The sequence below is a fragment of the Rhodococcus antarcticus genome (assembly GCF_026153295.1).
In the GTDB taxonomy this organism is placed as follows: domain Bacteria; phylum Actinomycetota; class Actinomycetes; order Mycobacteriales; family Mycobacteriaceae; genus Rhodococcus_D; species Rhodococcus_D antarcticus.
The window spans coordinates 3523353-3536464 of the sequence record NZ_CP110615.1; the positions used below are offsets into that span (position 1 = coordinate 3523353).

Genomic DNA, 13112 nt, shown 5'->3' on the forward strand with positions numbered 1-13112 from the left:
TCAGCCGAGGACGGGCAGACGCACCTCGAACCGGCACCCGGCGCCCTGGTTGTGCACCGTGATCTCGCCGTCGTGCGCCCGCACCAGCCCGGCGGCGATGGCCAGACCCAGTCCCGCTCCGGCGGGGCTCCCGTCGCTGACCGGGGTCCGGGCCGCGCTGCCCCGGTAGGCGAGCTCGAACACGCGCGGCAGCTCGTCGGCGGGGATCCCACCGCAGCCGTCGTCCACCCGCAGCCACGCACCACCCTCGTCGACCCCGCTGGAGACGAGCACGCTGCCGTCCGGCGGGGTGTGCCGCACGGCGTTGCTGAGCAGGTTCACCAGCACGCGGGTGAGCTCGGGGTCGCTGCCCCGCACCCGGGCCCCCGCCGGACCGGGCTCGGAGCTCAGCTGCACGCCCTTGCGGACGGCCTGGGCCCGGATCGCCGCCACGGCCTCCTCGGCGAGCTCGGGCAGCGCCACCTCGCCCATGGTCAGGACGAGGGCCCCGGCGCTGATCTTCGACATCTCGAACAGGTCGTCGACCATCGCGGTCAGCCGGACCGACTCCTGCTCGATCTGCCGGGCGTACTGCGCGACCTCGGCGGGCTCGCTGACCACGCCGTCGGCCAGCGCCTCGGTCATGGCCCGGATGCCCGCCAGCGGGGTCCGCAGGTCGTGGCTGACCCAGGCGACCAGCTCGCGCCGGGACCGCTCGGCGGCGCGCTCGCTGTCCCGCGCCTCGCGGTCCCACACGGTGCGTCGGGCCTGCCAGCGGCCCAGGGCCAGCGCGGCCGGGACGGTGATCACGGTGACGACGGCGGCGACGAGCAGCGTGCGGTAGAGGTCCTCGGAGAACATGAGGCCGGTGGCCCCGGTGATCCCCGCCGTCGTCGCCAGCGTCGGGATGAGCACGAGCACGGCCATCGACCCCGTCAGCGAGGTGCGCCGCAGCCACCGCAGCACGAGCCAGCCGACGACGACGACGGGCACCGAGAACAGCAGCACCCACGGCAGGGCGTGGGCGACGTCGGTCAGCACGGGTGCTCCAGGGGCTCGGTGAAGGTGCCGGGCCGCCAGCGGTAGCCGACGCCCCAGACGGTGCCGACGGGGTCCTCGGCCCCGGTGCGCCGACCGGCGGCGATCTTGGTCCGCAGCCGCTTGACGTGCACCGTCACGGTGGAGTGGTCGCCGAAGCTCCAGCCCCACACGTGCTCGAGGAGCTGCTCGCGGGTGAACACCTCGTCCGGGTGGCCCACGAGGAAGCTCAGCAGGTCGAACTCCCGGGTGGTCAGGGCGAGCTCGGTGGGTCCGACGAGCGCGCGGTGCGCCCCGGGCTGCACCTCGAGCAGGCCGTCGCGCAGCACGGCGGGCGCGGGCGGGGCGGGAGCGGCGGCCCGGCGCAGCACGGAGGCCACCCGCAGGGCCAGCTCGCGGGGGCTGAACGGCTTGGTCACGTAGTCGTCCGCGCCGACCTCCAGGCCCAGGACCCGGTCGTCCTCCTCGCCCAGGGCCGTCAGCATGATCACCGGGACGGTCGGGGCGACGCCCGCGCGCAGCCGCCGGCACACCTCCACGCCGTCGGTGCCCGGCATCATGACGTCCAGCACCACCAGGTCGATCCCGCCGGCGGCGGCGACGAGCAGGGCCGCGTCGCCGTCCACCGCCACCGTCACGCGCAGCCCGTCGCGCTCGAGGTAGCGGCGCACCACGTCCCGGAGCAGGGGGTCGTCGTCGGCGACCAGCACGTGCGCGCTCATCGCGCGGCCAGCAGCACGTGCGCGCTCACGACCCGCTCACCACGCCGTCAGCAGCAGGTGGTTGATCGCCAGCGCGACCACCGCACCGGCGGCCAGCCAGGCCCGCTGGTGGCGCACCGGCAGCAGCGCGGTCGCGGCCAGCAGCCACACCCCGAACGGCAGCCAGATGCGCTCGGTCTCCGAGCGGCTGAGCCCGCTGACGTCGGCCGCCACCACGGCGAGCAGGGCGCCGACCACCAGCAGGCTCAGCCCGTCGCGCCGCCGCAGCCTGGCGGGGGCCAGCGCTCGGCGCACCCCGGCGGGGGTGGCGAGGCCGACGGCGCAGACCAGGGCAGCCACGTTGGCCCAGATCCAGTACGAGTAGGTGCGGTCGGCCGCGATCCCCTGGTAGTAGCGCTGCACCACCAGGTCGTAGCCGTCCAACCACCAGAAGCCCAGCGCGGTGAACAGCGCGACGACGGCGAGCGCGCCGAGCACGGCGGGCAGCAGCGGTGTCCACGAGCGGGCCGCCACCAGCACGGCGATCGCGACGACGCCCAGGACGACGAGCCCGTAGGAGAGGTAGATGCCGAACCCCAGCACCACCCCGGCGCCGACCGCGGCCACCACGGGCCGCCGCACCGTGCGCGTCGCGGCCAGGGCCAGCAGCGCGATGCCCCAGGCCGACACCCCGGCGAACATCCCGTCGGCCGAGACCGCGACCCAGATCGCGGTGGGCGCCAGGGCCAGGAACGGCGCGGCCCGGCGGGCGAGCTGCTCCCCGCCCGGACCGCCTGCGCGCCCGGCGAGCACCCGCACCGCCACGAGCACCGCGACCCCGGCGCTGCAGCCCACGGCCCAGGTGAGCAGCGAGGCGAAGGTGCCGCCCCCGAGGCCGATGCGGTCCAGGCCCACGTAGACCAGGAAGGCCCCGGGGGGGTGGGCCGCGACGTGCGTGGTCCAGCGTCCGGGCTGGTAGTCGATGATGTGGCTGGTGAACGCCTGGAGCATGCCGTGCACGTCGGTCACCCGCGGCACCTCGGCGAGGTACTCGTCCTCGCTGGTGAGGTTGCCGGCGAACCCGCGCTGCCAGCCGTCGACCATGGCCAGCGACATGGACCACGCCAGGGTCAGCACGTAGGTCGCCCCCAGCAGCTGCCGCCACGACAGCCGCTGCGCCACCGTCGGCCCCCACGCCACCCCGGCCACGGCGAGCAGCACCGCGAACGGGGTGCCCCACCCCACGTGCGGGTCCCCGTTGGCCAGCAGCGGGGCGACGGTCGAGGTGAGGTTGCCGCGGGGGTCGGTGGCCAGCAGGTGCGGCGCGACGGCGGCGGCGATGACGAGCAGCACGCCCGCCGCCCCGAGCGCGAGGTCCCAGCGCACGGCAGCGCGGTCTCCGGCGGTCCCCACCGCGGGGTCCGCCGGGCGGAGCTCGGCTGCGGTGCTCACCCCACGACGATAGGCGGGGTGACCGGTGCGGAGCCGGCCGGGCACGCGCCGTCACGCGATCGTCACCGCGCCGCGCGGCGCGGTGGCCGGTGGCGGCCCTATGTTCACCATCATGATGGCGACCGAGCGCGTGGACGTGGTGATCCCGTGCCGTGACGAGGCGGGCTCGCTGGCCGGCGTCCTGGCCGCGCTCCCGCCGGGCTACCGGGCCGTCGTGGTGGACAACGGCTCCACCGACGGCACCGCGTCGGTGGCGCGCGAGCACGGTGCCCTCGTGGTCGAGGAGGCTCGCCCCGGCTACGGCTCCGCCGTCCACGCGGGTGTGCTCGCCGCCGACGCGGAGATCGTCTGCGTGCTCGACGGGGACGGTTCCATGGACCCGGCGGCGCTGCCGGAGCTGGTGGCCCTGGTGCGCGCCGGGGCCGACCTCGCCGTGGGCCGACGGCGACCGGTGGTGCGCGGGGCGTGGCCCTGGCACGCCCGGCTGGGCAACGTCCTGGTCTCCGCGCTGCTGCGGCGTCGGCTGCACCTCGACGTGCACGACATCGGCGCCGTGCGGGCCTTCCGCCGGCAGGGGCTGCTCGACCTCGGCGTCACCGACCGTCGCTCCGGCTACCCCCTCGAGCTGCTGGTGCGGGCCGGACGGGCCGGCTGGACCGTGGTCGAGCGCGACATCACCTACTCCCCGCGCACGGCCGGGCGGTCCAAGGTCTCCGGCTCGCTCACCGGTACCGTGCACGCGGTCCGCGACTTCCGGGCGGCGCTGGCGTGAGCGCCGCCCTGACGCTGCTCGTCGTGGCGAAGGCGCCCGTGGCCGGGCTGGCCAAGACCCGCCTCATGACGGTGCTGTCCGCGGAGCAGGCCGCCGTGGTCGCCGCCGCCTCGCTGCTCGACACCCTCGACGCCGTGGCCGCGACGCCGGCGTCCCGGCACGTGGTCGCCCTCACCGGGGACCTGGACGCGGCCACCCGTCGGGTGGAGCTGCGACGCTCGCTGGAGCGGTTCACCGTGGTGGGCCAGCGGGGCGACGCGCTGGGCGAGCGCCTGGCGGCCGCGCACACCGACGCGGGGCCCGGCCCGGTGCTGCAGGTGGGCATGGACACCCCCCAGGTCTCCGCCGCGCTGCTGGCCGAGGCCGCCGCCCGCCTCGCGGAGCCGCGGGTGGACGCCGTGCTCGGCCCGGCCCACGACGGCGGGTGGTGGGGACTGGGCGTGCGCACCCCGGAGCTCGCCCGCGCCCTGGTCGAGGTCCCGATGTCCCGCGCGGACACCGGGGACCGGACGCTGGCCGCCCTTCGTGCGCTGGGCGCCCGGGTGGAGCTGCTCGACCCGCTGGGCGACGTGGACACCCCGGCCGACGCCGCCGCGGTCGCTGCCCTGGTGCCCGGCTCCCGCTTCGCCTCGGCCGTCGCGGACGTCGGGCTGCTCGTGGGGCCGATCGTCGTGGCCGGCGAGGTGCACCGGTGACCGCGGGGCCCGCCCGGTCCGACGTGCTGGTCGACGACGTGCTGGTCGACGACGTGCTGGTCGACGACGCCGAGGTCCAGCACGAGCTGCTCGCCGACGTGCTCTTCGAGCGCGCCCTGGCCGGGCTCCCGTGCTGGGTGCATGACGCCACCGGTCGACGCACCGAGCTGCCGGTGCGCCGCTGGTTGGGCGGGGCCTCGTCCAGCGACCTCGACCGGGCCGTGGACGCCGCCATGCTGCGGCACTGCACCGGGCCGACGATGGACCTCGGGTGCGGCCCCGGTCGTCTCACCGCGGCCCTGGCCGTCCGCGGGGTGGCCGCGCTCGGGGTGGACAGCTCCGCGCTCGCCGTCCGGATGACCGTCGCCCGGGGTGGACTGGCCCTGCAGCGCGACCTGTACGCCCCGCTGCCCGGTCACGGCCGGTGGGCGCACGTGCTGCTCGCCGACGGCAACATCGGCATCGGCGGAGACCCGCTGCGGGTGCTGCGGCGTGCGGCCGAGCTGCTCGCCCCGGACGGCGTGGTGGTGGTGGAGGTCGAGGCCACCGGACCGACGCTCGTCCAGCGGCTCCGCCTGGAGACCGAGAACGGTTTCGGCGACTGGTTCCGCTGGGCGCGGGTGGGCCTCGCCGGTGTCGGCGCCCTGGCCGCGGCCGCCGGGCTGGAGCTGCTCGAGGCGACGGTGGTGCACGAGCAGGCCGTCGCGGTCCTGGGCGTGCGGCGGGACGAGGAACGGAGCAGCGCATGAGCACCGAGGAACCCACGATGTTGCGCGACCGGCTTCCCGGGCCCGCACCCCACGAGCACCACTTCACCTCCCGGCTGCGCACGCCCACCGTCACCGCCCGGATCGGGCTCTGGCTCGGCATCTTCTTCGGCATCTCCTTCGTCACGGGGCTGCTCAGCCACTTCCTGCAGAACCCCCCGTTCTTCTTCACCTGGCCCACCCGTCCGGTGTCGCTGTACCGCTGGACGCAGGGCCTGCACGTCGTGACCGGCACCGCCTCGATCCCGCTGCTCGGGATCAAGCTGTGGTCGGTCTACCCGAAGCTGTTCGCCCGGTTCGACCTGAGCTCCGCCCGGGCCGCGCTGGTCACGGTGGTGGAGCGCGGCTCGGTCACGGTGCTCGTCGGCGCGTCGCTGTTCCAGCTGCTCACGGGTCTGTTCAACACCGCCCAGTTCTACCCGTGGGCGTTCTTCTTCACCACGGCCCACTACGCCATGGCATGGGTGGCCATCGGGGCGCTGCTGGTGCACATCGCGATCAAGCTCCCGGTCATCCGCACCGCGCTCGGGGTGCCGGTCGAGTCCACCGTGGACGCCGCGACCCTCGAGGTCACCCCGGCCACCCAGGATCCCGCCGACGCTTCGCTGCGGCGCGGGCCCACCCGGCGCACGGTGCTGCGGGGCACGTGGATCGCGGCCGGTGTCGCGGTGCTGGCCACGGCGGGCGTGACGGTCCCGCTGCTCCGCAAGGTGTCGGTGCTGGCCACCCGCAGCGGCCAGGGCCCCCTGGGCGTGCCGATCAACCGCAGCGCGCAGGCCGCGGGCGTGCGGGAGAAGGCCACCGCGCCCAGCTGGGCCGTCGTCGTCTCCGGGCCGAACGGGTCGCGCTCGTTCACCCTCGCCGACCTGAACGCGATGCCCCAGTCCACCCAGAGCCTGCCCATCGCGTGCGTCGAGGGCTGGAGCGCCAGCGCGGTGTGGACGGGGGTGCCGGTGGCCGACCTCGTCGCCGCGGTCGGCGGCTCGACCGACGCCGACGTGTCGTTCAGGAGCTTCGACACGGGCCTCTACGGCTCCTCCGTGCTGCCCGCCCGGCACGCCCGCAGCCGGCTGACCCTGCTGGCCACCCGGCTCAACGGCGAGGTGCTGACCCTCGACCACGGCTACCCGGCCCGGCTCATCGCGCCCAGCCGACCCGGTGTCACGCAGACCAAGTGGGTCTCGACGATGGACGTCCTGTGACCGGCGTGCGCACGGGCCTCGCCACCGCCGGGGTGGCGGCCGGTCTCTTCGGTCTCGTCCTGCTGCTCACGGGGTCCACGACCGACCTGGTGTCCATCGCGATCTGGTTCGCGGGCTGCATCGTCGTGCACGACGCCGTGCTCGCCCCCCTGTTCGTCGCCGGCGGGATGGCGGCGAGGAGGGCGCTGCCGCACCACACCCGGCCACCGGTCGTGGCGGGGGCCATCTGCACCCTCACCCTGGTGGTCATCGCCTCGCCCGTGCTGTTCCGCTCGAACGCCTTGAGCGACAACCCGACGATCCTCGACCGCAACTACCCGGCGGGTTTCGCGGTGTCGCTGGCGGTGGTGTGGGCCGCGGTGGCGGTGTCGGTGGTGCTGCGCCGGTCCCGGCGCCCCCTGGCGAGCCCTGCGGCGTGAGCAGCCACCGGGACCGCCACCGGTGGAGCTGCCCGGTGGTGGCGGTCCTCGGCGGGGGCGTGCTGCTCGGCGCGGTGGCGGTCGCCGTGGCCCGGCCGAACCTGGTGCGCAACGTGCTGACCAGTCCCCGGACGCTGCTCACCGCCGCGGTGGTGCTGGTCCTGGTCGTCGGGCTGGGACTGCTCGTGCGGCGGCTCTCCGGGCGGGCGTGGGCCGGGGGGCTGGCGGCCGCCGTCCCCGTGGCCGCGGTGCTGGCCCTGGTGGTGTGGCCGACCTTCGTGCCGACCACCGTCGACGAGCCGGACCCGCTGGCCGACGTCGTCGCGCTCGCACCGGGTGCTGACGGTGCCGCGGTGGCCGCCGTGCCGTCCCCGCCGGCCGGGACGCCCGAGCTCCGCCTCGACGCCACGCCGGTCCCGGACGGGCCGACCACCGCCACCCCGCCGCCGGCCCCTGTTCCCGCCGGGCCCCGGGCGCTCGCGTCCGCCGTGCTCACCGGCATCGACCGCGACGTCACCGGCACGGCCACCCTCGTCGACCTCGGCGACGGGACGTCGGTGGTGCACCTGGGCGCCTTCGACGTCGAACCCGGACCCGACTACCAGGTGCACCTCGTGCCCGGCGCCGGTCAGGAGCGCCCGGACGGGGTGTTCCTCGGTGCGCTGAAGGGGACGCGGGGCGACCAGAGCTACACGGTGCCCGCCGGCTCGCCCCTCGACGGGCCGGTCACGGTGCTCATCTGGTGCCGGGCGTTCGGGGTTCCCGTCGCCGCAGCCACCCTGGAGCTGTAGCGGCCCTGGAGCTGTGGACCGACCGGCCGTGGGATCGGACCAGCGCGCGCCCCGACCACGGTTCGGTGGTCCGGGTCCCTCCCGCGAGACCACGCACTGCCGGGACGCTCTGCGACCGGGGCGCGGAACGCACTCCGGGCGTGCAGAACGGTCCCCGATCCCACCTCTCACCCAGGGCGGTAGAACGGGTGGTCGGGGCGCGGAACGCACCCCCGGCGTGCAGAACGGTCCCCGATCGCAGAGCGTCCCGCACGGCAGTGCTGCCTCGCGGTCCAGCCGGTCCAGCCGGTCCAGCCGGGCAGCGGGTCGTGCTCCGCGCGCGTCCGGACCGGTCAGGTCCTGGGCTCGGCCAGCCGCGTGGTCGACGCCCGCCCGCGGAGCTCCACCTCCGCGCCCTGCTCCCACCGGCCCCGCTCCGGGTCCCCGGCCCGCTCCAACGACGTGAGGGAGGCCAGCACCCGCCCCGGCCGGGCCTTCGCCAGCTCGGTCAGCCGGGCGGCCTCGTTCACCGGGTCCCCGATCACCGTGTACTCGAAGCGCCGGGCCGCACCGATGTTGCCCGCCACCGCCGCCCCCGAGGACACCCCGATCCCGAAGTCCACCTCCGAGACCGCCCGCAGCTCCGCGTGCAGCTCACGGGCCGCCCGCAGCGCTGCCGCCGACGCCCCCGGGTGCTCCAGGGGGGCCCCGAACACCACCAGCGCAGCGTCACCCTCGAACTTGTTGACGAACCCGCCGTGGCGCCCGACCACCTCCACGACCACCCGGAAGAAGTCGTTGAGCAGCACCACCACCTCCGCCGGTGGCCTGGTCGCCGCCAGGTGCGTGGAGCCCACGAGGTCCACGAACAGCACCGCGACCTCGCGGACCTCCCCACCCAGGTCGGTCCCGTGCTCCAGGGCGCGCCGGGCGACGTCCTCGCCCACGTGGCGCCCGAACAGGTCGCGCAGCCGCTCCCGCTCGGCCACCCCGCCCACCATCTGGTTGAAACCGGCCTGCAGCAGGCCGACCTCGGAGCCGTCGTAGACCTCGACGCAGACGTCGGTCCGGCCACGCTGCACCTGCGCCAGGGCCCGGCGCACCTGCTGCACCGGATCGGCGACCGACCGTGCGACCAGCAGGGACCCGAGCAGCCCCACCACCAGCAGCACCACGGCCAGGAACAGCACGGTCAGCGCGAGCTCGTCCGTCGTCGTCGACAGCTGGCCGGTGAGCTGGGAGACCACCACCAGCACGATGCCCAGCGCGGGGATGCCGGCCGCCGCGCCCACGGCGATGAGCACCCGGGTGACGACGCCCGGAGCGGTGGTCTGCTCGGGCACGTCGTGGGCCAGGGCGGCCGCCGCCACCGGCCGCAGCAGCCGCTCCGCCAGCAGGTAGCCCAGCGAGCAGGTGGCTGACGCGCCCAGCAGCACCGTCACCGCGATGGCCACGGCCAGCCGGGGCACGGCACCGACGTTGAGGCCGACGAAGATGATGCCGCCCAGGGTCCACATGGCGGCGTGCACGCCCACCTGGCGCAACGGTGCGCGCAGGGCCGCCCGCTGCTCGGCCCGGGTGGGTTCACCACCCCGCCGGCGCCAGGTGAGCACCGGCCGCAGCAGCAGGGCCGCCGCCGCCGTCCCGGTGACCACGGCGACCACCAGCACGATCCCGAACACCAGGACGTTGCGGGCCTCGGCCTGGGCCAGGCCCTCGGTGTCGGGCACCGGGAGGACGAAGCGCACGAACACGAAGACGACGAGGGCCCCGACGACGTTGGACAGCGCCATGGCCACGGCGTACCGGGGCCACGGGCTGCCCCGCAGCCGGCGCAGGGGGGTCCACGGCGGCGCCACCCGGACACCTTAGGGTCCGCCGGCAGCGGGTGGCGCCCGGTCCGCGGCCCTCGCCGTCCAGCACGATCGCGCGCAGCGCCCCCACCGCTGGCTACGCTCCGCCCGTGACCCAGCCCGCCACCCCCGCGCCCCGCCGCAGCGCCGACTCCGTCAGCTGGGGCGTCCGCGTGGCCGCAGCATGGTCCTGGCGGTTCGTCGTGGTCGTCGGGGCGCTCGTGGTGCTGGGGACGGTGCTGGCCCGGCTCAGCGAGGTCGTCATCCCGGTGGCGGTGTCGCTGCTGCTCGCCGCCCTGCTCACGCCGGCCGTCGGGTGGCTGCAGGCCAGGGGCGTGCCCCGGGGGATCGCCACCGCGCTGGTGCTCGTCGGCGGGATCGCCCTGCTCGGAGCGGTGCTCACGTTCGTGGTGCAGGCCTTCATCAACGGGGTGCCCGACCTGGTCGACGAGGTCTCCGCCAGCGTCGACTCGGTGCAGCAGTGGCTGGTGAACGGTCCGCTGAACCTGAAGCAGTCACAGATCGACGGTGCGTTCACCTCGTTCACGACCTCGCTCACGACCAACCGCGACGCCATCACCTCCGGGGCGCTGAGCACCGCCGCCACCCTCACCCAGATCCTGTCCGGCCTGGCCATCGCGCTGTTCACCACCATCTTCTTCGTCTACGACGGTGCCCGGGTGTGGGAGTTCGTCACCCGCGTCGTGCCCCGGCACGTGCGCCCCCGCGTGGACGTCGCGGGCCACCGCGGGTTCGCGTCCCTGGTCGGCTACGTGCGGGCCACCGTCGCGGTGGCAGCAGTGGACGCGATCGGCATCGGGGTCGGCCTCGCCGTGCTGCGGGTGCCGCTCGCGCTGCCGCTGGCCGCGCTGGTGTTCCTCGGCGCGTTCATCCCCATCATCGGGGCGTTCCTCAGCGGGCTCGTGGCGGTGCTCATCGCCCTGGTCACCCAGGGCTTCGTGGTCGCACTCATCGTGCTCGGCGTCATCGTCGCGGTGCAGCAGCTCGAGGCGCACGTCCTGCAGCCGGTGCTGCTGGGCCGAGCGGTCCAGCTCCACCCGCTGGCCGTGGTGCTCGCCATCGCCGTCGGGCTCGTCGTCGCCGGCGTCATCGGCGCCCTGCTGGCCGTCCCGATGGTCGCGATCGCGAATGCCGCGGTGCGGTCCCTGCTGGCCGACGAGGCTCCCCCGGACCCCGCGCAGGTCGACGCCACCGATCCTGATGACGCGCTGCCCGACCCCGAGCACCCCCAGGACGACTGAGCAGACCGGTGTCGGCCGGGACCTACTCCTACCAGGGCACGACCGCCCGGTCCTCCCAGAGCCGTCCCGTGACCACCGGTGCACCGTCCGGGTCGAGCGCGTCCCGCTCGACCAGCCAGAGGCCGGTGTCCGCACCCTCCTCGGGACTGCGCGGTGCCTCCGGTCCGCCCATGTCGGTGCGGCAGTGCCCGGGGCACACCGCGTCCACGAGCACCCCGCGGCGACCGTGGCCCAGCTCGTGGGAGAGGTTGCGGACCATCGCGTTCACCCCGGCCTTGGCGATCCGGTACGGCGCGAGCCCGCCGGCGTTGCCCGGGCCCGACATCCGGCCGAGGCACGCGCTGTAGTGCACGATGCGGCCCCTCCGTCGGGCGGCCATGCCCGGGCCGACGGTGGTGGTAAGCCGGAAGGCCGCGTCGAGGTCCACGGCCATCACGCGCCGCCACTCCTGCGGGGTGGTGCGCAGCGTCTTGGCCCCCTTGTCGCTCATCACGGCGGCGCAGTGCACCAGCACGTCCACCTCGCCCACCCGCTCGACGCGACCCGCCAGGGCGTCCAGCGCGTCGTCGTCGGCCAGGTCGCAGGGCAGGGCCACCGCGTCCAGCCCGTCGTCGACGAGACCAGCCACGGCGGCCTCCAGTGGTTCGCCGTCGCGGGCCAGGCAGAGCACGGTGGCGCCACGGGTCGCGAGGCCGCGGGCGACCACGGCGCCGATGCCGCGGCTGGCGCCGGTGACGAGGGCGAGCCGGCCCTCCATGGAGGTCGTCATGGGACCACCATCGCCCGGGGCCCCGGGTTCGGCAGCGCGAACCGGGCCGGTGGCGTCGAGTCCTGCCCGGTCCGGGGGTGCGCTCGGGCAGGATGGGGCGGTGGCCGACGCCGAGCTCCGCGCACGGGCGGGCAGCCGTGCGCCCGCCACCGCGCCCCCGCTGGCGGGGCCGCCCGCGGGACTCGGGGCGACCGTCAGCCGTACCGTGCGGTTGCGCGACGCCCCCCGCGGACGTGCCGCCGACCTGGACCCGCTCACCCCCCTGTGGCGGGGAGCGGCCGTGTTCCGCGTGCTCACCTTCGTCTTCGTCGTCGGGGTGCAGGTGGTGTACTCCCCGGACTACCTGCGGCCGGCCCTGAGCTGGGTGCTCGTGGGTCTGGTGGCCGGGTGGACCGTGGTCACGGTGGTGGCGTTCAGCGTGGACCGGTTCCGGACCTGGCCGCTGGTCGCCGCCGACGTGGTGGTGGTGCTCGCGCTGATCGCCTCGACCCTGCTCGTGCAGACGGCCGCGCAGGTCAGCGGACCCACCCCCAGCATCACCACCCTCTGGTCCGCGACCCCGGTGGTGACGGCGGCGGTGCTCGGCGGTGCCCGGGTCGGCACCCTCGTCGGGCTGCTGGTGTCCGTGACGACGGTGCTGGTCAACGGGCACGTGACCACGTCGATCGCGCGGGACACGGTGCTGCTGCTGCTCACCGGGATCGTCCTCGGCCTCGTCTCGGACACCGCCCGGCGCTCGCACGAGGCCCTGGAGCAGGCCCTGCGGGCCGAGGCCGTCCTGGCCGAGCGCGAGCGCCTCGCCCGCGCGGTGCACGACAGCGTGCTGCAGGTGCTGGCCTACGTCCGCCGGGAGGGGACCGTGCTCGGCGGGGAGGCCGCGGAGCTCGCCCGGCTGGCCGGCGACCAGGAGGTGGCCCTGCGCGCGCTCGTCGCGGCCGCCCCGGCCGGGGACGTCCTCACCGGCGAGGTGGACCTGCGGGTGCTGCTGCAGAGCCAGGCCGCGCCCCGGGTGCAGGTGTCCGTCCCGGCCACACCCGTGCTCCTGGCGGCCGAGGTGGCCACCGAGCTCGCGGCCGTCGCCCGCACGGCGCTGACCAACACCGCGGTGCACGCCGGGGTTGACGCCCACGCGTGGGTGCTCCTGGAGGACCTGGGGGACCAGGTGGTGCTCAGCGTCCGCGACGACGGCGTTGGGATCGAGGCCGGCCGGCTCGACCGCGCCGAGCAGGAGGGCCGCATGGGGGTCGCGCGCTCGCTGCGCGGACGGGTGGCCGACCTCGGCGGGGTGGTCGTGCTGGACACCGCCCCGGGTGAGGGGACCGAGTGGGAGGTGCGAGTGCCCCGTGCTGCCCCGGACACGAGCAGGAGGGGTCGACGTGGTTGACGAGCGGGTGGTTGACGAGCGGGTGGTTGACGAGCGGGTGGTTGACGAG

13 protein-coding genes are annotated in these 13112 nt (G+C 75.6%); 8 read left to right on the top strand and 5 right to left on the bottom strand.

Annotated features, from left to right (window positions below; genetic code table 11):
- The 3 genes from RHODO2019_RS17180 to RHODO2019_RS17190 are packed head-to-tail and all read right to left on the bottom strand — an operon-like array spanning window position 1 to window position 3170.
- The gene (locus RHODO2019_RS17180) at window positions 1–1020 is read right to left on the bottom strand and encodes a sensor histidine kinase (protein WP_265382920.1); all 1020 of its coding nucleotides are present in this window, start codon (window positions 1018–1020) and stop codon (window positions 1–3) included.
- Window positions 1014–1739 (bottom strand): response regulator transcription factor, encoded by a 726-nt coding sequence (locus RHODO2019_RS17185; RefSeq protein WP_265382921.1) that lies wholly within the window; start codon window positions 1737–1739, stop codon window positions 1014–1016. Before RHODO2019_RS17185 ends, RHODO2019_RS17180 begins: the two co-directional genes overlap by 7 nt.
- Before the next feature lie 36 nt (window positions 1740–1775).
- Entirely contained in the window at window positions 1776–3170 is a 1395-nt protein-coding gene (locus RHODO2019_RS17190; RefSeq protein WP_435532144.1) for a hypothetical protein, read from the bottom strand.
- 115 nt (window positions 3171–3285) lie between these two features.
- On the opposite strand from RHODO2019_RS17190, the gene RHODO2019_RS17195 reads away from it, so the two are divergent.
- The 6 genes from RHODO2019_RS17195 to RHODO2019_RS17220 all read left to right on the top strand — a co-directional run bounded on the left by RHODO2019_RS17195 (window position 3286) and on the right by RHODO2019_RS17220 (window position 7816).
- Entirely contained in the window at window positions 3286–3942 is a 657-nt protein-coding gene (locus RHODO2019_RS17195; RefSeq protein WP_435532239.1) for a glycosyltransferase family 2 protein, read from the top strand.
- 65 nt (window positions 3943–4007) lie between these two features.
- Window positions 4008–4637 carry a TIGR04282 family arsenosugar biosynthesis glycosyltransferase gene (locus RHODO2019_RS17200; protein ID WP_265384844.1) on the top strand — a complete coding sequence of 210 codons (630 nt, stop codon included), beginning with the start codon at window positions 4008–4010 and terminating at the stop codon, window positions 4635–4637.
- Entirely contained in the window at window positions 4634–5386 is a 753-nt protein-coding gene (locus RHODO2019_RS17205) for a methyltransferase domain-containing protein (RefSeq protein WP_354005549.1), read from the top strand. Before RHODO2019_RS17200 ends, RHODO2019_RS17205 begins: the two co-directional genes overlap by 4 nt.
- Before the next feature lie 17 nt (window positions 5387–5403).
- On the top strand, window positions 5404–6606 hold the full coding sequence (locus tag RHODO2019_RS17210; RefSeq protein WP_435532240.1) for a molybdopterin-dependent oxidoreductase: 1203 nt from the start codon (window positions 5404–5406) through the stop codon (window positions 6604–6606).
- Window positions 6603–7025 carry a hypothetical protein gene (locus RHODO2019_RS17215; protein ID WP_265382924.1) on the top strand — a complete coding sequence of 141 codons (423 nt, stop codon included), beginning with the start codon at window positions 6603–6605 and terminating at the stop codon, window positions 7023–7025. The genes RHODO2019_RS17210 and RHODO2019_RS17215 overlap by 4 nt, the downstream gene beginning before the upstream one ends.
- Entirely contained in the window at window positions 7022–7816 is a 795-nt protein-coding gene (locus RHODO2019_RS17220) for a DM13 domain-containing protein (RefSeq protein ID WP_265382925.1), read from the top strand. Before RHODO2019_RS17215 ends, RHODO2019_RS17220 begins: the two co-directional genes overlap by 4 nt.
- Window positions 7817–8148: 332 nt before the next feature.
- Here the strand turns inward: RHODO2019_RS17220 and RHODO2019_RS17225 are convergent, their stop codons facing one another.
- Complete coding sequence (locus RHODO2019_RS17225) at window positions 8149–9588, bottom strand: adenylate/guanylate cyclase domain-containing protein (protein ID WP_265384846.1); 1440 nt, start codon at window positions 9586–9588, stop codon at window positions 8149–8151.
- A 170-nt stretch (window positions 9589–9758) separates the two neighbouring features.
- Between RHODO2019_RS17225 and RHODO2019_RS17230 the strand changes: the two genes are divergently transcribed.
- Window positions 9759–10910, top strand: coding sequence for an AI-2E family transporter (locus RHODO2019_RS17230; protein WP_265382926.1), 1152 nt, complete (start codon window positions 9759–9761; stop codon window positions 10908–10910).
- A gap of 28 nt (window positions 10911–10938) precedes the next feature.
- On the opposite strand, the gene RHODO2019_RS17235 is transcribed toward RHODO2019_RS17230, so the two are convergent.
- Window positions 10939–11679, bottom strand: a complete 741-nt coding sequence (locus RHODO2019_RS17235) for an SDR family NAD(P)-dependent oxidoreductase (protein WP_265382927.1) — start codon at window positions 11677–11679, stop codon at window positions 10939–10941.
- 100 nt (window positions 11680–11779) lie between these two features.
- Between RHODO2019_RS17235 and macS the strand changes: the two genes are divergently transcribed.
- On the top strand, window positions 11780–13063 hold the full coding sequence (macS, locus tag RHODO2019_RS17240) for a MacS family sensor histidine kinase (RefSeq protein WP_265382928.1): 1284 nt from the start codon (window positions 11780–11782) through the stop codon (window positions 13061–13063).
- Window positions 13064–13112: the final 49 nt, after the last annotated feature.

Bases quoted from the DNA above. Each gene is read 5' to 3' on its own strand.
- RHODO2019_RS17210 (WP_435532240.1), top strand. From the start codon at position 5,404: ATGTTGCGCGACCGGCTTCCCGGGCCCGCACCCCACGAGCACCACTTC.
- RHODO2019_RS17200 (WP_265384844.1), top strand. From the start codon at position 4,008: ATGACGGTGCTGTCCGCGGAGCAGGCCGCCGTGGTCGCCGCCGCCTCG.
- RHODO2019_RS17225 (WP_265384846.1), bottom strand. From the start codon at position 9,588: ATGGCGCTGTCCAACGTCGTCGGGGCCCTCGTCGTCTTCGTGTTCGTG.
- RHODO2019_RS17185 (WP_265382921.1), bottom strand. From the start codon at position 1,739: ATGAGCGCGCACGTGCTGGTCGCCGACGACGACCCCCTGCTCCGGGAC.
- RHODO2019_RS17235 (WP_265382927.1), bottom strand. From the start codon at position 11,679: ATGACGACCTCCATGGAGGGCCGGCTCGCCCTCGTCACCGGCGCCAGC.
- RHODO2019_RS17195 (WP_435532239.1), top strand. From the start codon at position 3,286: ATGGCGACCGAGCGCGTGGACGTGGTGATCCCGTGCCGTGACGAGGCG.